General features: G+C 35.7%; 18 protein-coding genes, 1 other RNA gene and 2 pseudogenes. 7 read left to right on the top strand and 14 right to left on the bottom strand.

Annotated features, from left to right (window positions below; genetic code table 11):
- Positions 1-75: 75 nt before the first annotated feature.
- The 3 genes from M1V25_RS02190 to M1V25_RS02180 are packed head-to-tail and all read right to left on the bottom strand — an operon-like array spanning position 76 to position 3,036.
- The gene (locus tag M1V25_RS02190) at positions 76-1,254 is read right to left on the bottom strand and encodes an FAD-dependent oxidoreductase (protein ID WP_116963667.1); all 1,179 of its coding nucleotides are present in this window, start codon (positions 1,252-1,254) and stop codon (positions 76-78) included.
- The gene (locus tag M1V25_RS02185; RefSeq protein WP_116963666.1) at positions 1,254-2,468 is read right to left on the bottom strand and encodes an FAD-dependent monooxygenase; all 1,215 of its coding nucleotides are present in this window, start codon (positions 2,466-2,468) and stop codon (positions 1,254-1,256) included. Before M1V25_RS02185 ends, M1V25_RS02190 begins: the two co-directional genes overlap by 1 nt.
- 7 nt (positions 2,469-2,475) lie before the next feature.
- Entirely contained in the window at positions 2,476-3,036 is a 561-nt protein-coding gene (locus M1V25_RS02180; RefSeq protein ID WP_116963665.1) for a UPF0149 family protein, read from the bottom strand.
- A 139-nt stretch (positions 3,037-3,175) separates the two neighbouring features.
- Here M1V25_RS02180 and ssrS point away from each other — a divergent pair.
- Positions 3,176-3,358, top strand: a non-coding RNA gene (gene ssrS / locus M1V25_RS02175) — 6S RNA.
- An 8-nt stretch (positions 3,359-3,366) separates the two neighbouring features.
- Here ssrS and M1V25_RS02170 read toward each other — a convergent pair.
- The 7 genes from M1V25_RS02170 to M1V25_RS02140 form a co-directional block, all read right to left on the bottom strand.
- Positions 3,367-3,969, bottom strand: a complete 603-nt coding sequence (locus M1V25_RS02170; RefSeq protein WP_498842307.1) for a CvpA family protein — start codon at positions 3,967-3,969, stop codon at positions 3,367-3,369.
- A 42-nt stretch (positions 3,970-4,011) separates the two neighbouring features.
- Positions 4,012-4,539, bottom strand: a complete 528-nt coding sequence (locus tag M1V25_RS02165; RefSeq protein ID WP_498842306.1) for an OmpH/Skp family outer membrane protein — start codon at positions 4,537-4,539, stop codon at positions 4,012-4,014.
- A 35-nt stretch (positions 4,540-4,574) separates the two neighbouring features.
- Positions 4,575-6,980 carry an outer membrane protein assembly factor BamA gene (bamA, locus tag M1V25_RS02160; RefSeq protein ID WP_498842305.1) on the bottom strand — a complete coding sequence of 802 codons (2,406 nt, stop codon included), beginning with the start codon at positions 6,978-6,980 and terminating at the stop codon, positions 4,575-4,577.
- A gap of 126 nt (positions 6,981-7,106) precedes the next feature.
- Positions 7,107-8,273 (bottom strand): 1-deoxy-D-xylulose-5-phosphate reductoisomerase, encoded by a 1,167-nt coding sequence (gene ispC, locus M1V25_RS02155; RefSeq protein WP_116963661.1) that lies wholly within the window; start codon positions 8,271-8,273, stop codon positions 7,107-7,109.
- 3 nt (positions 8,274-8,276) lie between these two features.
- Positions 8,277-10,910, bottom strand: coding sequence for a DNA gyrase subunit A (gyrA, locus tag M1V25_RS02150; RefSeq protein WP_116963660.1), 2,634 nt, complete (start codon positions 10,908-10,910; stop codon positions 8,277-8,279).
- 220 nt (positions 10,911-11,130) lie between these two features.
- Complete coding sequence (locus M1V25_RS02145; RefSeq protein WP_157966580.1) at positions 11,131-12,051, bottom strand: FUSC family protein; 921 nt, start codon at positions 12,049-12,051, stop codon at positions 11,131-11,133.
- Between the two features lie 86 nt (positions 12,052-12,137).
- The gene (locus tag M1V25_RS02140; protein WP_116963658.1) at positions 12,138-12,719 is read right to left on the bottom strand and encodes a cysteine hydrolase family protein; all 582 of its coding nucleotides are present in this window, start codon (positions 12,717-12,719) and stop codon (positions 12,138-12,140) included.
- Positions 12,720-12,821: 102 nt separating this feature from the next.
- On the opposite strand from M1V25_RS02140, the gene M1V25_RS02135 reads away from it, so the two are divergent.
- A complete protein-coding gene (locus M1V25_RS02135; RefSeq protein WP_498842304.1) occupies positions 12,822-13,736 on the top strand; it encodes a LysR family transcriptional regulator in 915 nt (304 codons plus the stop codon).
- A gap of 80 nt (positions 13,737-13,816) precedes the next feature.
- Positions 13,817-14,422, top strand: coding sequence for a short chain dehydrogenase (locus tag M1V25_RS02130; RefSeq protein WP_116963656.1), 606 nt, complete (start codon positions 13,817-13,819; stop codon positions 14,420-14,422).
- Between the two features lie 10 nt (positions 14,423-14,432).
- Here M1V25_RS02130 and M1V25_RS02125 read toward each other — a convergent pair whose 3' ends face one another.
- Positions 14,433-14,996 carry a YggT family protein gene (locus M1V25_RS02125; RefSeq protein ID WP_116963655.1) on the bottom strand — a complete coding sequence of 188 codons (564 nt, stop codon included), beginning with the start codon at positions 14,994-14,996 and terminating at the stop codon, positions 14,433-14,435.
- Between the two features lie 157 nt (positions 14,997-15,153).
- Positions 15,154-15,999 (bottom strand): pyrroline-5-carboxylate reductase, encoded by an 846-nt coding sequence (gene proC, locus M1V25_RS02120; protein WP_498842303.1) that lies wholly within the window; start codon positions 15,997-15,999, stop codon positions 15,154-15,156.
- A 157-nt stretch (positions 16,000-16,156) separates the two neighbouring features.
- Between proC and rdgB the strand changes: the two genes are divergently transcribed.
- The 3 genes and pseudogenes from rdgB to M1V25_RS02105 all read left to right on the top strand — a co-directional run bounded on the left by rdgB (position 16,157) and on the right by M1V25_RS02105 (position 19,004).
- Positions 16,157-16,750: an RdgB/HAM1 family non-canonical purine NTP pyrophosphatase gene (gene rdgB / locus M1V25_RS02115; RefSeq protein WP_116963733.1), complete on the top strand. Its 594-nt coding sequence runs from the start codon at positions 16,157-16,159 to the stop codon at positions 16,748-16,750.
- A 103-nt stretch (positions 16,751-16,853) separates the two neighbouring features.
- The gene (lepA, locus tag M1V25_RS02110; RefSeq protein ID WP_498842302.1) at positions 16,854-18,644 is read left to right on the top strand and encodes a translation elongation factor 4; all 1,791 of its coding nucleotides are present in this window, start codon (positions 16,854-16,856) and stop codon (positions 18,642-18,644) included.
- A gap of 99 nt (positions 18,645-18,743) precedes the next feature.
- A pseudogene (locus tag M1V25_RS02105) lies at positions 18,744-19,004 on the top strand (transposase).
- A 4-nt stretch (positions 19,005-19,008) separates the two neighbouring features.
- Here the strand turns inward: M1V25_RS02105 and M1V25_RS02100 are convergent.
- Positions 19,009-20,313 (bottom strand): MATE family efflux transporter, encoded by a 1,305-nt coding sequence (locus M1V25_RS02100; RefSeq protein WP_498842301.1) that lies wholly within the window; start codon positions 20,311-20,313, stop codon positions 19,009-19,011.
- A gap of 953 nt (positions 20,314-21,266) precedes the next feature.
- Here M1V25_RS02100 and M1V25_RS02095 point away from each other — a divergent pair.
- Positions 21,267-22,763 (top strand): hypothetical protein, encoded by a 1,497-nt coding sequence (locus M1V25_RS02095; protein WP_498842300.1) that lies wholly within the window; start codon positions 21,267-21,269, stop codon positions 22,761-22,763.
- Here the strand turns inward: M1V25_RS02095 and M1V25_RS02090 are convergent.
- Positions 22,756-22,864, bottom strand: a pseudogene (locus M1V25_RS02090) (IS5/IS1182 family transposase); the annotation flags it as partial. The gene M1V25_RS02095 and the pseudogene M1V25_RS02090 sit on opposite strands and share 8 nt — an antisense overlap.

Genomic DNA, 22,864 nt, shown 5'->3' with positions numbered 1-22,864 from the left:
TTAACCGTTTATCACATGAGTTATATTCTTTTACTTGTACTTAGTTTCATATTAAGTATGAAAATCTAGAAACGACTAATGACCTGCTGCTTTTTCGATAAAAAATCGCTTTAATAAATAGGTGTCATTAACAAAGTTCATTCCCAGTGCACGCAAGGGTTTTAATAACCTGTTATCATTACAAAATAGCTGCTTTAAACCTTGTACTGTATGAAGCATGGTTTGATTCTTAACACGTCTTTTACGCTCATATTTCGCCAAAGTGCTAACATCTGCAATGTCACGATGAATAGCTTTTGCATGAGCTAATACCTCAATCAATACATTAGCATCAGCAAAACCAAGGTTAATTCCTTGCCCTGCTAAAGGATGAATTGTATGAGCTGCATCAGCAATTACAACAATAGCTTTTTGATAATAACAATCAACGTGACGTTCGATAAGCTCAAAACTCATCCTGGGACTTTTAAGTTCAATTTGCCCTAGTTTTGCCTCGGATGCAACAAACAAATGCTTGCTAAACTCTATTTCACTAAGTGTCAAAATATCATTGAGTTTATTGCTTTGAATTGAATAAACAATCGAACATAAATATGGATCACTCAAGGGCAAAAAAGCTAAAACGCCATTGCTTAAGAATCGCTGATATGCTGTGCTTTGATGTGATTTTTGCGTTTTAATATTGGCAACAATTGCATGGTGCTCATAAGAAGTTTTTTTATATTGAAACTGGAAATAGTCTCGTACAAATGAATTAGCTCCATCAGCACCAATAATAAGCTTACATTGAAGTGTTTTGCCATTTTCTAAAAGAATATTATTTTGGCCTTGGGATGTCGCTTTACTTATTTCTTTAATTCTTATCTCTTCAAATATTTCAACATTGGTTTTAAGTAATGCGGATCTAAGCGTAGATAAAATTAAATCATTTTCAACGATCATACCTAAATTTGGCTGTGAAAACGCATGGGCTTGTAAATTTAACTGTGCAGATGAGTGTTGATCCCATACTTGCATTGCTACATAGGGTTGTGCCCGAGTTTGGATAATCTCTTGCCACACCCCCAATTGAGTTAAAAATTCCTCTGAGGCATGGTTGATCGCGCTAACTCGTTTAGGTTGTTGGGCAAGATATATTTGACACGCGATTTTCTTGGCATCCAAAACGACTACCGAGAAACCTTTATGGCTTAAACCTAAAGCACAAGCAAGTCCTGCCATCCCTCCACCAATAACAATAACATCATATTGCATTAATAAACCTTATGTTGCATTAAAGTTGAACCATAACTTAGCTTACCCATCATAAGCTCACTAAATGCTGCCTTTAGAAATTTATCACGCTCTAAGCAATGAAGTGCAAGACTTCTTAGTTTTTTTATCCCCCACTGCTGTTGGGTAAAAATATTAATCATTGAATGCGTCACCCATACTGTGCGCTTGTGATCAAAATCCCGAAGGCTTGTATAAGTTTCTAACAAGTTTGCAACGACTGCTGAAGTGAGTTTTTCCTTATCTAACATTAGATCATGTAACACCCCAATATCGCGTATACTCAAATTCAAACCCTGCCCTGAAATTGGATGCAAAAAATGTGATGCGTTACCAAATAGTAGAATATTTTTTTTATACAACGTCTTTGCTTGAACTAAAGATAATGGAAAGCTATGCATGTTTGTGATATCAAGAAAACGCCCTAAGCGATATGAGAAAATTTGCTGAAGCATTTTTAATAAATCGCTTTTATCCATTGCTCGTAATTGAGATACTGCTTGATGCGCTACACTCCACACGCAAGCAACGCGTTTTTGACCAACGGGCAACATTGCCATCACCCCATTATTAATAAAACGCTCATAAGCACAATTTTGGTGGTTCTTGTGTAATAAAACATCAAAAATCAAGGCAGATTGCCCATAATCGTGTATATAACTATCAATTGCCATTTTTTCCCGCAGTAGTGATTTTGCGCCATCAGCGGCGATAATCAGATCTGCATGTAGACTATAAATATCATCTTTTGATTTAAGTATTAAGGTATATTGACCGTTACAATCCATAAGGTCAATCACTTTTGCATTTGACCATAGTTCAATATTTTTATGTACTGATAAAGCATCAATCAGCTTAGGCAATACATGCTGCATTTTTATAACCACACCTAAAAAAGGCAATCCCTCGTCTTTAGCAGATAAATTCACTTGTCCATATAGACCTTTATCCGAAACGTGAATGTGTTCAATCTTCTCTATTTCATGTTTTATTCTCGCCCACACACCAAGACTCTCTAGCATACAAATCGATGTATAAGATAATGCAATTGAACGACCATCGACACAATTGTCATCACAACTAGGTAATTTTTCTATTAAAGTAATTTCTCTACCTAACTTTGCTAAGGCTAATGCCATTAACATACCAACTGCACCACCACCCACAATGACTAGATTTTTATGTTTAATATTCATAAATCTATCAGAAATTATTAAAGGATTTTAAGCCAAATTCACTATGGATCAATAATACAGCCACTTTGGTATATTCAACAAGCTCAACATAAGCTTTCTCTTCATCTTCTTGACCTGTTACTTCATCATCATATTGCAAACGAGACACATCCAATAAATCAGAAATTGCTTCTTGTACTTCAGCTGAACCCTTTGTGTAGTCTAATTCTATCAATCCCAAACCTGATAAATAACCTTGACACCACATTGCCAAGGCATCGATACGCTTATAAAATACCTCTTCATCAATAGGTAATAACAAATCAAAATGGATGTTATGTGATAAAAATTGAGCCTTTGTCACTTGGTACATCTGACTCAGTGTTTTGAGTGCTGCTTGCGCCATGATATCACCCGATTCAATAGGTTCTGCCATTAATGAATCCATCCAGGCTTGAATGCGTACTTCAGCACCTACAGTAAAAAGTGCGCATAGTAGAGCATGTGCTTCTGATGCCTCGGATAAGGCTTTGATTTTTCTTAAAGCATCTGTCACCGCTTGATAACTGGGTAATTGTTCATTTTTCATTATTTCCATTATTGTTTTCAAATCATCAAAATAAATATGTGCTTATCGTATCATTGTCGCTTGTTTTTATCCGCATTTTTTTACAATAAATCGCTTGCGCTTGAGCAATTATGCTTCTATGATTTAAGTGAAAGTTTAGTGTTGCCTGTGCTGTTAGCCAGTCTTTACATTCTTGAGCCGATGCATAACGTATCGGGAGCGTATATGCCTATTTTAGCGTGCATGCTCAGTTTGACTGAGAAGCCCAACGAATAAGCGAACGCACCCACCTGGTTCTTGAGGGTTCAAGAGCCATGTAAGCAGCGGCAGCTATGGGTAGCACTATAAAAATCAACCAATTGTATCAAATTCTTTTTCTCTTTTTTCATAGTTATTTGATTTATCTTGCCCTAAGGAAAGAGAGCTTTCTTTGCTATTACCTTTATAAATACTGTTGTCATGAATCTTTTGGCGTACATCTTCTGGTAATTTATGATCCACCCAAACTGCCCCCTTGACTAACCAAGATACAAATAAGGAATCTTGCCAAACTTTCCCTTCAGTTAAAGCTTTATTATAACTTAGAACACCAATAATCAAGCTTAAAACCAATGTGGATTTGACAATACCAAACAAAAAACCCAACAGTCTATCAGTGATAGTTTGTGTATTTTTACGAAAAACTCCAAATATAATATGAACTATACCACCTAGAATCCAAACAAATAATACAATTGCAAAAAAAGACAACCAAAATGCTACTTCAGGTGAGTTAAACCAATTACTGATAACGCTTACACTCAATATATTGGCAAAAAAATATGCCGATATAGCTGCTACTAACCATGTCAGTAACAAAATAAGCCCGCGAATAAAGCCTTGCGAAAAACCAATTACCGCAAAGCAAAATACGATAATAATAAAAATCCAATCTAACCAATTTAATACTGCCATATTTAATCCCTTATTAGATTAAGTGAGCACAGCGTTATTTCATTATTCTATTGCCCGCTTCATTTGCACTACAACTTGATCAGTAATATCTACTTTTAAATCAGGTGAAGCATAAGCCACTGCTTGTGAGCTTAAAATTAAGCTGTATTTTCCAGATTTTGCAACAGTTTCTACTGCTGTATTAAAACCCGTTTGAAAAGCTTGGGCAATTTGCTGTTCTTGTTGCATTTGGCTCTGCCTAAATGCTAATGCTTGTTGCTTAAACTTATCTTGATCTTCTGTAAGTGCTTTTTGCTGCTTGTCTAAGTCTAATTTTGTCAAAGTCGGTGCGTTGGTTTGTAAAGTTTGCATTTTTTGCATTAAATCTTCTTGTTGCTTTTGTAATTCACCTGCTTTAGGCTGAAGTTTGGTCTGTAAAGCTTTAATACTTTCTTCTCCTTGTGGAACCGACTGATAAACTTCAACTGGATTCACTAAGCCAATTTTAAACTCATTAGTATCAGTTTTGGTCGCTTGTGCCATTCCACATAACGTAACACTACTTAAAAATGCGATTGCTAGTTTTTTCATGATTAAACTCCTTTATTAACATTTTTACCTATTTACTAAAACGTTTGTCCAAGCGTAAACTGGAATACTTGTGTTGAATCACCTGGTTTTGTATTCAACGGTTTAGCCACGCTAAATGCCATTGGTCCAAGTGGGGACAACCACTGAAACTCCACACCAACTGAGTAACGCAAGTTGGAAAAAGTCGGTGAATTAGGTGAAGTTGGCTCTGGCCATAATGGTCCATTTGGATTAGTCGTAGCATTGTAAACAGGCATGCTATAAGTATTGTAGACATTACCCGCATCAAAAAACACACCTAAACGCATATTTTGACTGTCTTTAATTCCAGGGATAGGAAATAAAATATCGATATTGGTATAAATATTTAAGTTACCACCAATCGCGTTACCTTGTTGTACTGTTCCACCATTTGGAATATAGGTATCCATAGGTCCCATACCACCTTGAGTAAATCCTCGTACAGAGCCCCAACCTCCAGCATAGAAATTTTGGAAAAATGGCAAATATTCTGTTTTACCATAACCATTACCATACCCAAGACCACCTTTAACAGATAAAGTGAAATCCCCAATTAATGGATGAAAAAATCCAGCTGATCCGATTACTTTGTACCATTGCAAATCACTGATTCCTGGTAGCGATGTGGTACTATTAATTCCTAAGGTAGTGCCCTCTGTTGGAAAGAAAGCACGGTTTGTTGAGTTATGATTCCATCCCAAATTTACAGTAAAGGTATTAAACGAGGTCTTGCCACTATTTTGGTTAACGAACCATTGTAAAATACTAGATTGTCCACCACTAGGTTGAAGTACTTGAGTATGATCAACGCCACCACCTATACTAATGGAGGCAAAGGCTGACGTTGGAATACTGTAACCTAAATTTGCTCCATATTGATTCAAACGATAACTCGCAACAGATGTATTATCATAATCTGTCCGTGATAGATAAGTACTAATAGTCTGACTCACACCTGATTGCGTAAAAAATGGATCGGTATAAGACATATTTAAGCTTTGATAAACGCTAGATAGATTAGCACCTATTGAAAACTGATTACCAGTACCTAGAATATTTGGCAAACTCAAATTACCGCCAATCATAAACTTATATAATTGTGAGTAACCAATGCTTGCACTTACCGAATTGGCACTACGCTCTGTGATATCATAATTCATATTAACAAGGTCATCACTGCCTGGAACAGGGACTTTGTTAACGGTGACGTCTTGTACAAATGGCATCCTTTGCAACTTAATCTTTGATTGATCAATCATTTTTTGATTATAAACGCCTGATTCAAAATACTGCATCTGGCGACGATAAACATAATCATTGGTAACGTTATTACCTAAAAAGTTAATCTGATTAATATATACTTTCTTACCAGGATCAATATAAAAAGTTAAAGCTACAGTCCTATTTTCTTTATCAACTTTCGGTAATGGATTAACATTTGCAAAAGCATACCCTTTATCTCCCAATGCTTGAGTAATTGATTTTGCACTATCAAACACTTTCTGACGTGAAAATATATCACCTGCTTTAAAGGTTATAAGTTTCTCAAGCTCTGCTTTTGAGATCACAAATTGCCCTTCTAAGGAAACTTTAGATATTTTATAAATTTGACCTTCACTGATATCAAATGCAATAAATGCGTTCTCTTTGTTTGGTGACAATGACGCTTGATTGGAGCTTACTCGGAAATCAAGATAGCCATTATTCATGTAATAGTTCGTCAAATCTTCAACAGAAGACTGCATATTAACTGGTGAATACTCCGCTTTAGAAGTAAATAAGCCCCATAAATTCCAAATAGATGGCGTCTTAAAAGTGATGTTATTAAGTAACTCACTTTCTGAATAAGCTTTATTGCCAATAACATTAATTCGACTCACTGTGGCAGTTTTACCTTCTGCAATATTGATTTTAATTGCAACACGATTACGTGATTCTTTTACTTCCTGAATGTCTACCGTTGTTGAATAATAACCCATCAACGCATACTGCATAAGCAATGATTGTCTGACTTGAAACAAAACCTCAGGATTAGCAATATTACCGACATCTAGCCCTGCTTCACGTAATACTTTACGCATATCGTCGTTTTTAATTTTGTCATTACCATCAAAATCAACTGAACTAATTGCTGGGCGCTCAACCAATTTAACGATAAGTGTGTTACCATCTTGATACAATTGAATATCTCTGAAAAAACCACTATCATAAAGCGATTTAATCACTTTGTTAGTTTCAGTACTATCAACCATTTCACCTATTTGAATACCTAGATCATTTATGACCGTTTCTTTAGAAATGCGCTCTAGACCCTCAACTTCGATTTTCTTAACAACAAAGCTATTTTGCGCATAGCTACCTGCAAAAGGGATAAGCCCCAGCATCGTTAACAATAGTGTTCTTCTCAATGACAAGCTCAAGCTAACCTTCCTTCATTTTTACTTTACTTTTGCACCTTTTACCCATTAAAGCTTTACTTAGCTTAAACGCGCAAAGCGAGTGAGGCATTAAACCACATAAGTATCTTATTTATAATGGGACTACCCTCACTTTAATAAATCTCTCACGAATGTACGCACATCTTGATCTATTCTAATTACATCGTCTATTGTTTTAGGACAATCAAAATGACACATTTTTAAAGTGTGTTCAATATACTTGATAATTTGCAGATATTGTATTTTTTCCGCCAAAAAAGCGTTAACAAGTACCTCATTCGCTGCGTTTAACGTAATAGTCGCCGAATAATTTTTATACTTTAAAATTTCATATACCAGTGGAATTACTCTAAAACGCTCACCATCCAAAGCTTCAAAGCTTAACGGTTTTTTAACAAAATTTAGTTTTGACACATTTATTTTATGTCGATTGGGATAATACATAGCGTATGCAATAGGCGTTTTCATATCAGGTGAACCCATTTGCGCCAAAAAACTGCCATCATGATACTCAACCATAGAATGCACAATACTCTGTGGATGAATAAGTACTTCAATCTTGTTATAAGGCACATCAAAAAGCCAATACGCTTCAATAACTTCCAAGGCTTTATTCATCATTGTCGATGAGTCAACTGATATTTTTCTTCCCATTTTCCAATTTGGATGTGCACAGGCTTGATCAGGGGTGATATGTTGAAGCTCGGTCAAAAGCTTATCGCGAAATGGACCTCCTGATGCAGTTAAGATAATGCGTGAAACAGCTTTATCATCATAGTATTTGTTCGCACAAGGAAGACATTGAAAAATAGCATTATGTTCACTATCAACAGGCAAAAGTATCGCATTGTGATGCTTAACAGCCGCCATAAATATTTCACCAGCTGTAACCAATGCTTCTTTATTGGCAAGCAAAATAGTTTTACCCTTTTCTACCGCAGCATAAGTGGGTTTTAAGCCTGCAATGCCAACAATAGCTGCCATCACAACATCCACTTCATCTGCAGTGACAACTTCAATCAATGCAGACTCTCCATACAAAACTCGCGTTTTGCTTTCAGTCTGCTTTAATTTTTCTGATAATGTCTGTGCTAAATCTGCACTTGCAAGAACAACATAACGCGGTTTAAATTGCAAACATTGTTCATAAAGCAGACTGATATTTTGATGCGCCGTTAATGCGTAAACCGTGAAATCATGTGGATTATCTGCAATGATCTCAAGTGTATTTACACCAATTGACCCGGTTGCACCTAAAATGGTAATGCGTTTCACGACTTACTCCATAGATGAGTCATCACTTTCACTTGTTTCGTCATTCTCAATAAATGGAATCTCGCTATGATTTTCGACTTTAATTTCCAACTCTTCTTCAAGTTCATCTTCAGTTACAACTTGAACAGATACGAGTTTTTCCCCCTCTTTTAAATTGATCAAACGTACGCCTTGTGCTGAGCGCCCTGTTTCTCTTACCTCGCACACACGTGTACGAATAAGCGTCCCTTGATCTGTCATCAACATGATATCATTATTTTCTTCTACAAGCCCAGCTGCAACTACTAGCCCATTTCGCTCAGAAGTAGAAATTGAAATCACACCTTGTGAACCACGTGCAGTTTTACGATATTCTGAAACAGATGTGCGCTTACCATAACCATTTTCTGTTGCTGTTAAGACAACACCTTGATCAGGATTAGTAACAATTACATCAACAATCGATTGACCTTCTTGAATACGCATACCACGCACACCTCGCGCTGTTCTACCCATAGCGCGTACTTCTTCTTCATCAAATCGAATTACTTTACCTGCATCTGAGAACATCATGATTTCTTGCTGTCCATTCGTTAAATGCACGTGTAATAACTCATCTCCTTCATCCAAGGTTAAAGCATAGATTCCTCCTTTACGTGGACGTGAGAAGAGTGACAAATCCACTTTTTTTACCGTTGCTTGCTTAGTTGCCATAAAAACATGCCAACCTTCGGTATATTCAGATATAGCAAGCATCGCCGTAATACGCTCACCTTGTTCTAACGGCAATACATTATTAATTGGTTTACCTTTAGCCGCACGACCTGCTTGTGGGAACTCATAAACCTTGCTCCAATAAATTTTACCCGAGCTAGAAAAACACAACATCGTATCGTGGGTGGATGCAATTTGCAATTTATATACAAAATCTTCTGATTTGATTTGTGTTGAAGATTTACCACGCCCGCCACGCTTTTGAGCATTATAATCCTTCAATGGCTGCGCTTTGATATAACCATCATAAGACAACGTCACCACCATTGGTTCTTCTGTAATTAAATCTTCATATCCTAAATCAAGCTGCGAGGCGATAATTTCAGAACGTCGTTGATCACCAAATTGTTCTTTTACTTCATGAAGCTCCTCACAAATAACTTCAAGCAGACGCTTGATGTCTTTTAAGATTGCAATGAACTCTTCTATGCGTAACAGTAACTCTTTAAATTCATCTAAAATCTTATCCTGTTCAAGTCCAGTTAAGCGATGTAAACGCAATTCCAAAATGGCATCGATTTGTGTGGCTGACAAGAAATATTCATCATTATGTAATCCATAATGTGAAGCTAAACCTTCAACTCGATATAAGTTTTGATCAACGCCTTGTAGCATTTGTAACACAAGACTCCCTGACCAAGAACGCGCAAAAAGCGCTTCTTTTGCTTCAGATGGGGTTTTTGAGGCTTTAATTAAGGCAATCATCTCATCGATATTTGATAATGCAATTGCCAACCCTTCTAAAATGTGTGCCCGCTCCCTTGCTTTTCTTAATTCAAAAATTGTACGCCTTGTTACAACTTCTTTTCTATGCTTAATAAATGCCTCAATCACTTCTTTTAAGTTAAGAAGTTTAGGTTGTTTATCAACAAGAGCAACCATGTTAACACCAAAACTCAGTTGCATTTGTGTTTGTGCATATAGGTTGTTTAGCAAGACTTCTGCAACTTCTCCACGTTTAACATCGATGACAATACGCATACCATCTTTGTCAGATTCATCACGAAGCTCTGAAATGCCTTCTATCTTTTTATCCTTAACCAGCTCAGCAATTTTTTCAACCAATCGCGCTTTGTTGACCTGATAAGGAATCTCAGTCACGATAATCTGTTCACGTTCAGTTTTCTTATCTGTTTCAATAGAAGCTTTTGCTCGCATAATAACGCGACCACGCCCTGTTTTGTATGCCTCGATAATCCCTACTCTACCATTAATATAAGCACCTGTCGGAAAGTCTGGTCCTGGAATATATTCCATGAGCTCTTCTATTGACAAATCTGGATCTTCAATCAACGCAATCACGCCATCAATAACTTCTTTTAAATTATGAGGTGGAATATTAGTCGCCATTCCCACTGCAATACCAGATGAACCATTAACAAGCAAGTTTGGAATGCGCGTTGGTAACACATCCGGAATCATCTCAGTTTCATCGTAGTTAGGTGAGAAATTAACAGTTTCCTTATCAATATCAATTAATAAAGAGTGTGCAATTCTCGACATTCGTACTTCGGTATAACGCATGGCTGCAGGTGAATCACCATCTACGGAACCAAAGTTTCCTTGACCATCTACCAACATATAACGTAAAGAAAAAGGCTGCGCCATACGTACAATCGTATCATAAACCGCTGTATCACCATGTGGATGGTATTTACCAATAACATCCCCAACCACACGCGCCGATTTTTTATAAGGTTTATTAAAATCATTACCTAAGTCTTTCATAGCATAAAGCACACGGCGATGCACTGGCTTTAAACCATCTCGTACATCTGGTAATGCTCGCCCAACAATAACGCTCATCGCATAGTCAAGGTATGATTGCTTTAATTCCTGCTCGATATTAACGGGAAAAACTTCATTGGCAAATTGTGTTGTCATAAAGATATAAACGCTTTTACTAAAACAAAAACTAGCGCGAATTATATCACACTCAGTCCACTACAGAAATAGGAATCTCTAACATAGAGACTATCAATTACTTCCACACTTCAAACTAATTGGCTTTAAAAAGTTCACACACCATCAAATCTCACAAGTGTAAAATACCTCACACTCTCTTATATGATTGAATTTCAACCTAAGTTAATGCTCATTGTACTTACGTGCATTTAGATTTTACCTTTTCGATTTTTTTAGACAAAACGCTCATTTTTTGATTTATATAAGCAAGAAGATGACTCATAAGAAATCCAATAACTCCCCCCGCAATAATGTCATAAAATCTGATTTGTCCTATTGTTAAGCCTTGGTTAGCTGCAAATAAAACAATAAAAAAACAGCGTAAGCCAAAACCATGTGAATATAGTTTAAATGACATGAGGCTTAACATAATTCCTATATAACTTATTGTGCTTATATAAAAATTTGTTGGTAGTAAGTTCAAGGTGAGAAAACCCATCAATAGACCAGTTGATCCAGCATTTATACGGTGTTTAATTTTAATTGTCGCATCAGCAGTGTTTAAATTCAAAACGGATAAGCCAGACCAAAGATACCACTGTGGTTCATATACATGTCCTAATCTAAAAACGATCAGTGCAATGATAAAATATAAGGTATATTTAAAATAATGAATGCTGTTTTGCCAGCTAAATACTAAAACGATATTTATCGTAGTCGTTTTTGTCTTTATCTTGGCAGAATATACAAAAGTTGTGATACAGATTAAACCTAAAACAAATAGATTTAGATAGTTTATCCAGGTGATATCAAAGGAATATTGTTGTAGCTCAAAGCTCCCATAAAGTAATCCAATAAAAGTCCACGCGCTTAATTTTTTAAGCGTTCCAATATTTGTCTCAAGAAAGCCTAATAAAAAACTAACAACCAAAATAATTATCCAAAAATAATAAGGTTCATTATTTAATAAGTAGCCCCCTAATATGCTTCCAATAAAAAGCAGCGTAAACATCATAAATATATAGCGCTTTTTGTAAAAGCTTAAGCCATAGGGCATAAGGGCACTAATAGCAAAAAAACTGGCTAAGAAGAAATATGGATTATGGGACAAACCACCCATTATCATGCTAGGTAATATCGAAATGAAGCAGATCAATGACTTTTTAACATTTAAAGTGCTGTATATAAAATGAGACCATAAATTGATCATTTTGACGATCTTATCCAATCATCTATCGTTTTCACCTGAGCAATTCTTAATATGTTATTGATCGATGCTTCATGTTTTTCTTCGCTATGGGCACCACAAGCATCTTTTAACACAGTGACAATATAATCGCGATCATGGGCTTCTCGTGCTGCAAGCTCTACCGCCATATCTGTTGAAACCCCTGTAATAATAATTTCCTCAATCTGATTAGCACGTAATACACACTCCAGATCCGTGTTATAAAATGAGCTAATACGATGCTTAACTAATATGTGATCTTGTATTTGCACATCAATTTTTTCGTGAAATTTAGTTCCCCAAGTGTCAAGCATTAAAGCGCTAAACTTTTTGGCATTACCAAATATAGGTGAATGCTGAGGGCACTCAATATAACTGCGACTAAAACCGACTTTAACATGAGCAATTAAAATATCTTGCTTGCGCGCATGTGAGATTGCCTGATTAGCATGATCTAGTACCGCATATTTTTGCAAAAAGGGGGAAAAGTTTGTACCTAATTTCCCATTTTCATGCACAATATCATTAATAAAATCAATCACCAATAGTATTTTTTTCATTTTGTTCTCCGTATATTTTGCTTGGTTACTGAGCTAGATTATAGTTTTGGTAAAAGCTAAGATAAACTTATAATTCCTAACAGTGTTGTAAGAAGAGCTAACATGGAGCTGAGCAAAATCCATTATATGCCATTAAAAACGTTACCTGTTTTTTTGTGTGTCGTGAAGCATCTAAGTTTTAGCAAAGCAGCTCAAGAGTTATGTGTCACGCATTCTGCGGTCAGTCAAAATATAAAGACCTTAGAAACTTATTTAGGAATTAAATTATTTAATCGTCAAAACGGTAAAGAGATTACATTGACATTGTTAGGGGAGCATTACTATCAACAAATTCAATCTGCGATTGAACTCATTTATCAAGCCAACACAGATATCAAAAATAAACAACAAAAAAATCAGCTTGTTCTTAATCTCCCATCTTCTTTTATGACAAAAATAATTGTACCTAACTTAAAACATTTTGAAGAAAAATACCCACTTATTAAACTTACGATGTCATCTCACAAAAATTTGACTAACTTTTATAATAAAAACTATGACTGTGAAATTGTATATGTTACAACTCAACAGTTACCACAAGATTATGTTTGCAAGAAGCTATTGGACGATGCGTTGATTCTTATTTACCCTAAATCTACACAATTCCAGAAGAAACATGAAATGATTCAGCACTATAAACCTATATACGTCAATGACGAATTGCGTAAAGAGGATTGGCAGCGATTTTGTCATAACATACAGATTTCCGAGCCAGCTGAGAATGAAAGACTCTATGTTTCATCAACGATTCAAGCAATTGATATAGTTGCTAGTGGTTATGGTTGTTTTGTAACACACGAGGCATTAATTAAACAAGATTTAAAGACAAGAAATATTAATATTGCCCCTCAAAAGTTTCCATGTGAGAAAAGCTATTATTTTTGTAGCTCACCGGATAAATTCCAACTTGATAAAGTCACATGTTTTTATGCCTGGTTGATCTATATAGTCAATGATAATGAAAATGAGATCTATTAGTAAAATCCATTGTGAAAGGCATGAACTTAGCTCAAAATAGTATCATTTTTTGAAGTAAGTAAATTAAATAAAGGTATTGTATGAAAAAAGTTATTATTATTGGAGCTACTGGTACAATTGGTAATGCTGTTTGTAAAAAACTCACATCAAGTGGATATCAGGTTATTACAATTTCACGTTCATCCCAAATAAGTGTTGATATTAGTGATATTGAGTCTATCCGAAATATGTATAAGGTAATTGGAGCGTTTGATGATTTAATCTCAACAACAGGTAAAGTAGCATTTAAACCCATTCAAGAAATGTCTTATGCCGACTTTATGCTTGGTTTAACTAACAAGCTAATGGGACAGGTTAACCTTGTACAAGAAGGTCTAAAGTATATTAAAAAAGAGGGATCATTCACACTAACAACGGGGATTTTAAACCATGAACCGATTGCGCTTGGTAGTTCTGCTGCTATGGTTAATGCTGCTATTGAGGGTTATGTTAAAGCAGCAAGCCTAGAGCTAAGAGAAAAAGCACGCATTAATGCTGTTAGCCCAACTGTAATCACTGAAGCTCTAGATAAATATGCTTCTTTCTTTGCGGGTTTTAAATCAATTAGCGCTGATGAAGCTGCACTTGCTTACCTTAAATCAGTTGCAGGCATCGAAACCGGAAAAGTCTTTCATGTTGGATTCTAGATTGTTATTATTACATACTAAATATTGATGAAATAAATATTTGAATACAGATTAATATAAGTAATACCAACGTAGGTGAAAAATCGATTCCACTTTGAGTTCGAGGAATGATTTGACGTGCTTTACGCAACAATGGCTCTGTCAATTGATGTAAGGCAAGGAGGATTGGATTATAAGAAGCATGACTAAACCAGCTCGCAATCGAGCGAATAACAATCAAAATAATATACAGCCATATTACGTTTAAAATGAGTTTAATGAATGCAACCACCCAAATGACTGCCCATGTAATATAAAATGACTTATCTACTAACATTTGCACTAAGATCAACTGTAAAAATATTACAACGTAGGCTAATAGAATTGCCGCAAAATCTAAGCCAAAAAAACCAGGGATAACACGACGCAACGGCTTAAGCAAAGGACTAGTAATACGAATAATCAATTGACAAAATGGATTATAGAAATCTGCCTTAACCCATTGCAGAAAAAAACGTAACAGCACTGCATAGGTAAATAAGCTAAAGACAACTTCAATCAAAAATAAACCAATATTAATAAAAGCATTTGTCATACGTGTTCCTCAAGTATTTTATTTTTTATGAATTACTATTTTGTAACCGATACAAAATAAGTTAAGTATTTATTTTTCCTCACATACGTTGCAAGAGAAACGCAAACAGTCTCGCAGGGGTCAATGTAGAGAGATTATTCAATTTATTTTTACATCGTTACTTTTCATGTGTGAGCGCTGCACCAAATTGTTGAGATAGTTCATGCGAGCGCTCCAGATTTTTTTGTATTGCAAACTTAATGCTTTTCTCAAAGCCAGATTCATCAAATGCCTTTAATGCTGCGGCTGTCAAACCTTCTTTTGACGTAACATTATGACGTAAAGTTGACAATGAAACCGCACTTTCTAGCGCCATTTTACTTGCGCCAAAAGCCGTTTGAGTTACCAACAACGTTGCTTGCTTTTCAGACAATCCTAGATCAACTGCTGCTTTGACCATATGTTCCATCATTAAGAAAAAATACGCAGGACCGGAACCTGAAATAGCTGTTGCGACATCAATTAACGCTTCTTCATTAACCCACGTGATTACTCCGGTTCTTCTTAAAATTTGTTCTGCCATTTCTTTTTGTTGGCGCGATACATGGACATTCGCATAAAGCGCAGTTGCACCACAACCAATCAACGCCGGGGTATTAGGCATTCCTCTTACAATTGCATATTCCGTTAATAACCAGCTTTCTATTTGAGCTAAAACAATCCCCGCTACAATCGAAATAAAAAGTGGTCTACTATGCCTATTAATGGCAGGCTTAATCGATAAAATAAGCTCTTTTAATGATTGAGGCTTGACACACAATAAAATAATATCCGCTTTTTTCACAGCATACGCTGCATCTTGAGTTGTCTGTACATGAAAACGTTGATTTAAAAAATCAAGCTTATTCTGATTCCTATCAACTACCACAATCGACTTAGCTGATATTCCATCAGCAATAAGTGCTGACAAAATGCTGCTTGCCATATTGCCACCACCTAGAAAACAAATTTCTGCATTAACCATCTTTCTTTCCCTTTGATTATTTCATCGTATTCACTAAAGCAATAAAAGTTTTTACTTCATTTTTCATCATTAACTTATTACTTAAAAAATAAATTTTTCTTATGCTACCTTAACTATGATAAACTCACCATCCAAACTTATAAACTTAATGCATTTTATGAAAAAAATTGTTTTTGCCTCTAGCAACAAAGGCAAAATAAAAGAAGTCTCTGAAATATTAAATCCTTTAGGTATAGAAGTCATTCCCCAAACGAAATTTAATATACCCGATGCTAAAGAAACAGGCTTAAGCTTTGTTGAAAACGCGATCCTAAAAGCACGTCATTGCTCGTATTATACTAAGCTGCCAACGTTAGCAGATGACTCTGGGTTATGTGTTGATGCCTTAAACGGTGCACCAGGTATTTATTCTGCTCGCTATGCCCAACATGGTAATGATAAAGCGAATATCGATAAACTATTAAAAGAAATGCAACACATTCCTGACGAAAAACGTAAAGCACATTTTCAATGTGTACTTGTTTTAGTTATGCACGAATATGATCCTATGCCTATTATTGCTGAGGGACGTGTAGATGGTTTTATTACTTGCACACCGAAAGGCAACAATGGTTTTGGCTATAACCCAATATTTCTCCTACCCGCTTATCATCAAACGATGGCTGAAGTAGACAATCATATTAAAAATAGTATCAGTCATCGCGCTTGCGCGCTTGAAAAACTAAAATTTAAACTCATTGAAATCTGTTAAGTTCAAACACTTAAATATCCCATCTAACAAGAGTTTATTCCTTTTATCAAAATTTTTCGGCATAATGCTCCTCACATGAGGATACTTAGCTTAAAACATACACATGCAGCATATTCGTAACTTTTCTATTATCGCCCATATTGATCATGGCAAATCAACCCTTTCTGATCGTTTTATCCAAATTTGCCAAGGTTTGACTGAGCGTGAGATGAAAGAACAAGTGCTTGATTCTATGGACATTGAACGCGAACGTGGTATTACCATTAAAGCACAAAGCGTTACCCTCAATTACACAGCAAAAGATGGTAATACATATCAACTTAACTTCATTGATACACCAGGACATGTGGACTTTTCATATGAAGTATCACGCTCTCTTGCTGCTTGTGAAGGTGCATTATTAGTCGTTGATGCAGCTCAAGGAGTTGAAGCTCAAACTGTTGCTAACTGTTATACTGCGATTGAACAAAACCTTGAAGTAATTCCAGTACTAAATAAAATTGACCTACCTTCGGCAGAACCTGAACGTGTTTGTGAAGAAATTGAAGATATTATCGGCATTGAAGCAGTAGGTGCCACCACTTGTAGCGCTAAAACGGGGATAGGTGTCACCGATGTTTTAGAAACAATCATCGCCAAGATTCCCCCACCAAAAGGTGATATTAACGCACCTTTACAAGCACTTATTATTGATTCTTGGTTTGACCCTTATCTGGGGGTAGTATCGCTTGTCCGCATTAAAAATGGACAACTTGAACTCAATGATAAAATAAAAGTCATGTCTACAGGTCAAGTATACCAAGTTGATCAACTTGGTGTATTTACACCTAAAATGCACAAACTTCAAACTCTAAAAGCAGGAGAGGTCGGCTTTATCGTTGCAGGTATTAAAGACATTCATGGTGCCCCTGTTGGTGATACACTAACGCTTGCTAAGAATCCAACTGATAAACCTGTACCTGGCTTTAAAAAAGTTCAACCACAAGTTTATGCAGGAATGTTTCCAATTAGTGCTGACGATTTTGAAGCTTTTCGTGAAGCGTTAGATAAATTGAGTTTAAATGATGCTTCGCTTTTCTTTGAGCCAGAAGTTTCTCAAGCACTTGGTTTTGGTTTTCGTTGTGGCTTCTTGGGTCTTTTACACATGGAGATTATTCAAGAGCGCTTAGAACGCGAATATGACCTTGATTTAATCACATCTGCACCTACGGTTATTTATAAAGTCACACTTAAAAATGGGACCGAAGTTGACGTCGATAATCCTGCAAAACTCCCTGAACCATCTGCGATTGCCGAAGTGCGTGAACCAATTGTCCGCGCATCTATCTTGGTTCCACAAGAATATGTAGGCACTATTATCACACTTTGTGTTGAAAAACGTGGTGTCCAAGTTAGTCTAAACTATATGGGTAGACAAGTCTCAATCATTTACGACATTCCAATGATTGAGGTGGTATCTGACTTTTTTGATCGTTTAAAATCAGTCAGTCGTGGCTATGCCTCTTTAGATTATGAGCTACAACGTTATCAAGCTGCTAAGATGGTGCTATTAGATATTTTAATCAATGGTGAGAAAGTTGATGCCCTTGCAAGCATTGTTCATAAAGATCAAGCCGTATATAAAGGACGAGAACTTGTTGAGCGTTTAAAAGAACTTATTCCAAGGCAGATGTTCGAAGTCGCGATTCAAGCAGCAATCGGTGGCACTATTATTGCAAGAAGTACAGTTAAAGCCATGCGTAAAAATGTTTTAGCAAAATGTTATGGTGGTGACGTTTCACGCAAACGTAAACTGCTGGAAAAACAAAAAGCAGGTAAAAAACGTATGAAACAAGTTGGTAATGTTGAAGTACCTCAAGAAGCATTTTTATCTGTTCTCAAAAAGAATAATTAAAATCCATTTCCTAATTTATAATACAAATTCGATATAAAAGAACGAAATTTAGTCATTAATTTATAGTCATTCCAGTATATAACCAATCCTATATATTTCATGATAACCATTTTGGAGTATAGGTTGGATAATGTGGATATTTATTGGAATGACTATAGTTCCTCTGTGTTTTATCATTCAACTGCCAATATTGAATCCATCAATGATCAACTGACAAATATCAGTCAAATTGAACATACAAGACACCGCTCAATTTAGAGTTTTATGACAAATTTATTGTGTGGCTTGATCGCCTATTGCTTTCAACCTAAGAAACCAAGTTTGCGGGTTAAAAAGACAAATGAATTGATCGTATTGTAAACATTTATGCCGAACTGACGTTACTTATAAACTGTCGGTATTTTGTGATATAGAATAGCAGTATAATAATTTCGAACAACAAAAAAATTATTCCTAATTGCATAGTGGTCCATGCCCAAACGGTTGGAAGGATCATAAGGCATAAAATATGCAAAAGTGCTCCAATCATGGAGATGGCTTTTTCAAATCTACAATGCACCAATACATGGTATAACACTAATGACATCCCTTCAAAAATAAACGCTAATACGATTACAAAGCTAAAATCGAGCGTCTGTGTCTTTAAGAGTATGGCAATGGAAATGCCAGCAATAATAATGCTAAAAAGCGAGGAAAAAAGCAGTGTATGATAGGTGTTTTCCCTAATGGTTTGTGCGCTTTTCTCTACCTTATGACTGATGATCTGCGCAGAGTAGATGCCATTGGCTTGAGTAATACCCGAAAATATAAGTCGATTAAAGTTAAATGCGGTTAATATTATTCTAAATATGCCCAGATAGACCATGCTAAGATCACCTATTTTTGACATAAAGTATAGCAAAGAGCATGCACCTACCATATTATAAACAGCCGAAACGCCGATAATTGATCTGACTTTACGCCAATATAGGATAAAAGTGCTGAATTTAACTTTTAATTTTAGTAATGATACATCATGAAACCAGATGATAACCAAGGCATATAGTACGCCAATGATTTCTCCTCCCAATAAGGCATAAGCGGGCAGTCTTATCAGGGAATTATCGGCGATAACACAGTCCCTTAATAAACCCAAAAAAATTGTAAGTAGCGCTATTCTTATGACATTCTCCATCGCCGAAATTCTGAAACTAAGATGCGTGAGTCCTCTACCGTTGAGTGTGCCTTTAATGGAAAATAACACTGGCACCAACAACATGCTAAACGAAGCGATATTCAAATAATCAAGAATAAGGCTCATATTCCCAGTGTCGCTGGCTGGATAATGAAAAGCAATGAAAAACAACACCATCCTAAAGCACAAAAACACACTAACAGCAATCACAGCAGATGTGAGGATAGAACAGAAAAAAAACTCAGAAAGCATGCTACGATCACGCTTTCTTGATATAAGCCTAGCAAAAGCAGATTGATTGGCTGTAACAAGACTCATCATCCCTGACATGATAAGACTGATAAACATTGTTGATAGCGCAAGAACTCCGAGCAATGCCAAGGATAAACGCCCCAATAGTATGACTTCAACCATGCCCGCAGCGTATAAAAACACCCCCGCGTAGGTTAAGGGAAATCCTAAACGCAGAATAGTATGATAGTAAGTTTTCAGCATTTGTCTTGACTGTCACTCCAAACTATGCCAAATATCATAGCCAGCATCTGATGTTGATCTATCTATCTTATGCAAGGATTTTTCTGAAGGCTTAAAAATAATCGCTTGGTTAAAAATAGGCTTACTATCAATTATTTTCAGACACCCTCTCCGAGAAGAGAATACTTCTATTTCATATGGCATCTTTGTTTCCAAATACTCATAGAATGAACGACTAATGCTGGATTGTTCTAGATAATCTGAATTTTTAATGACTTTAATGACTTCTAACAAGTTATCGAGTGTCACATGAAATTTTTTTTCAGGGATGCGCTCGTTACATCCGAGTCATATATCAGAACGACAACGTGGTTTAAATAATTCCTCTGCCAATAGTTTCTCATCCGCATTCCTTGTTAAATAACAAAAAACTACATAAATTGGATAAAAACATAATTTTAACTGATCGTCAACTGAAAACTCCCAAATTGTAGCGGATAAATAAACTGTCCTCAGAAAGAACGTATGAATTGTTTAGTCCAGCTCATAACCAGATATCACATTGGTAAATTATTTTCTGAAAATAAAGGATTAATATTTAATAATATTGATTATCTTAGTTAACGCAGATACGCTAAAACAGTTAGATAAAATAAAAGCTATCGGTATTGATGATATAACAGGGATAAAGAAACAATGTTCATCATTTTGTCTGTTTATCTACCCATTCCATTGTAGAAAATTTGTCAATATGTTAACAATATATTAATAGGTAATAAAGTGAAATTATATTTCGAAACCATAAGATTTATTGACATACTAGATATTTAGGAAAGGTTATGCCAAAATTTAATTTTTTAAATATACCTGATAACGACTCCCCAATTAAATTAGTAAAGGCAGTTAGTGAGAAATTGGGTAACGTAAACGTAGGTACGGATGTTCAAAGTTGTTACTTTGATTTTCAAGGGTAAGTGTTAGCAGAAAGCAAACTCAATAACAAAGATGTATTAATTGCTTTTGACCTTCATCAAGCAACTGATTTAGTTAAGCAGGATTTAACTGGTGGAATGCACAGTTTTTATACCCAATTAAAACGAGAACTTAAGAGTTTAAAGCTATCAGAACAAGAACTATTTTCAAATTTTAAAGCGTTAATTAATTCAGATTGCCGTTTTAGTGTTATTCCCATCCATAAGGAAATGTATTTTCACACTTTACGTTCTGCTAATGCATCGACAGCAGATAACGAGAAAGCCAAACAAGCGTTTAGATTTGCTTACGACCACGTTTATCAGTTGATTAATGCAGATATGGCAAACTATCTGAATCAAGAACGACGTAATTTGCAAGCCTTAAATCAATTTATTGATAAGCAGCGAGTTAAGTACGCAACGGTGGGAGAAAGCATGGTAATGAGTCATTTAGTTTCTGACCAAACACCTTTACGTAATGCACAAGCAAGAAAAGAAATCTTGGAAAAACATACTGCTGCAAATATGGACTTTGTCTCAACAAATTCTCTAAGTGGATTACTTACCCATGTTAGCGGCTCTGACCAGTCTTCACATAGCAAAAAAGAGCAACTTCCTGCCTTTATGCAGATTGATCAATATAATTTAAAAGAAGATATTAAAGTTCAATCTCAGTTTCGAGTACCATCTCTAACAATTCCTAAAGGAGATAATATTGCCAACGATTTTCAGGACGAAAATGGTCGGAATATTCGACCAATTGATGCTCAAATTCGGGATTTTATCGATAATCAAGATTTTAGTGATCCTATAGTTTATAACTTATTAACGTCCCTTCCTGTTGGTATAGATTCAAATAGTCAAGAAGCTGCGGCCAAAAAGATTTTTAAGGCAATGCACGTTTATAATGCGAACCGAAATAATCAGAGTGAAAATAGACCCTTGTTTTATGTGATGAATCTTCCGATCAATCAACATACACACCGCTTACGCTATGATGGTAGCACGTCACAACGAGAAGCTTTATTACTTGCCGATTTAGCTATGTTAAATACAGTAGCGCAAGATGTAAGGTTTTCAGTGAATTACGAAAATAGCACTCTTAGTGTGCATGATGCTATAAATAAGCTTTACACAGCTTATTTAGATACTCCAAACAGAGATGAGTATTTTTCATCATCACCTCAAGGTCGCCAAGCAATAGAGTTTTTCACTCAATTCAAAGATCATAACCTTGCCTTAGCAAGCAACGATAATGCTACTTTAATTAAAAAAGCTTTTTTAAAATTATATGCTGATAAGTATAAAGGCACAGCTATTGATGATCAAAAAGAGTATGGGAGTTTAGCTCAAGCTTTATTTCTAGCAGCGACGAACAACCATAACTTAAAAGGTTGTAAGAGTGCAAATGAACGTTTTTTCTATATAGAAAATATCAACAATTTACTACTTGCTTTCAAAGAAGCTACATTAGAGTTCTTTCCAAACCTCAATTAGTCAATTCAAAGTTGTAAATTCCCGTTATTAAATTAAATCGAAGTCCAAACCTTTTTCGTCTATTCCGATATTTGTCGGCAATAATTTTAAAACGTTTTAAC

This window comes from Candidatus Nebulibacter yamunensis (assembly GCF_024208055.1).
In the GTDB taxonomy this organism is placed as follows: Bacteria; Pseudomonadota; Gammaproteobacteria; order Francisellales; family Francisellaceae; genus Caedibacter; species Caedibacter lacustris.
This window is presented reverse-complemented; position numbering and strand designations above follow the sequence as displayed.

Bases quoted from the DNA above. Each gene is read 5' to 3' on its own strand.
- M1V25_RS02190 (WP_116963667.1), bottom strand. From the start codon at position 1,254: ATGCAATATGATGTTATTGTTATTGGTGGAGGGATGGCAGGACTTGCT.
- M1V25_RS02185 (WP_116963666.1), bottom strand. From the start codon at position 2,468: ATGAATATTAAACATAAAAATCTAGTCATTGTGGGTGGTGGTGCAGTT.
- M1V25_RS02180 (WP_116963665.1), bottom strand. From the start codon at position 3,036: ATGAAAAATGAACAATTACCCAGTTATCAAGCGGTGACAGATGCTTTA.
- M1V25_RS02170 (WP_498842307.1), bottom strand. From the start codon at position 3,969: ATGGCAGTATTAAATTGGTTAGATTGGATTTTTATTATTATCGTATTT.
- M1V25_RS02165 (WP_498842306.1), bottom strand. From the start codon at position 4,539: ATGAAAAAACTAGCAATCGCATTTTTAAGTAGTGTTACGTTATGTGGA.
- gyrA (WP_116963660.1), bottom strand. From the start codon at position 10,910: ATGACAACACAATTTGCCAATGAAGTTTTTCCCGTTAATATCGAGCAG.
- M1V25_RS02145 (WP_157966580.1), bottom strand. From the start codon at position 12,051: ATGGGTGGTTTGTCCCATAATCCATATTTCTTCTTAGCCAGTTTTTTT.
- M1V25_RS02140 (WP_116963658.1), bottom strand. From the start codon at position 12,719: ATGAAAAAAATACTATTGGTGATTGATTTTATTAATGATATTGTGCAT.
- M1V25_RS02135 (WP_498842304.1), top strand. From the start codon at position 12,822: ATGGAGCTGAGCAAAATCCATTATATGCCATTAAAAACGTTACCTGTT.
- M1V25_RS02130 (WP_116963656.1), top strand. From the start codon at position 13,817: ATGAAAAAAGTTATTATTATTGGAGCTACTGGTACAATTGGTAATGCT.
- M1V25_RS02125 (WP_116963655.1), bottom strand. From the start codon at position 14,996: ATGACAAATGCTTTTATTAATATTGGTTTATTTTTGATTGAAGTTGTC.
- proC (WP_498842303.1), bottom strand. From the start codon at position 15,999: ATGGTTAATGCAGAAATTTGTTTTCTAGGTGGTGGCAATATGGCAAGC.
- rdgB (WP_116963733.1), top strand. From the start codon at position 16,157: ATGAAAAAAATTGTTTTTGCCTCTAGCAACAAAGGCAAAATAAAAGAA.
- lepA (WP_498842302.1), top strand. From the start codon at position 16,854: ATGCAGCATATTCGTAACTTTTCTATTATCGCCCATATTGATCATGGC.
- M1V25_RS02100 (WP_498842301.1), bottom strand. From the start codon at position 20,313: ATGCTGAAAACTTACTATCATACTATTCTGCGTTTAGGATTTCCCTTA.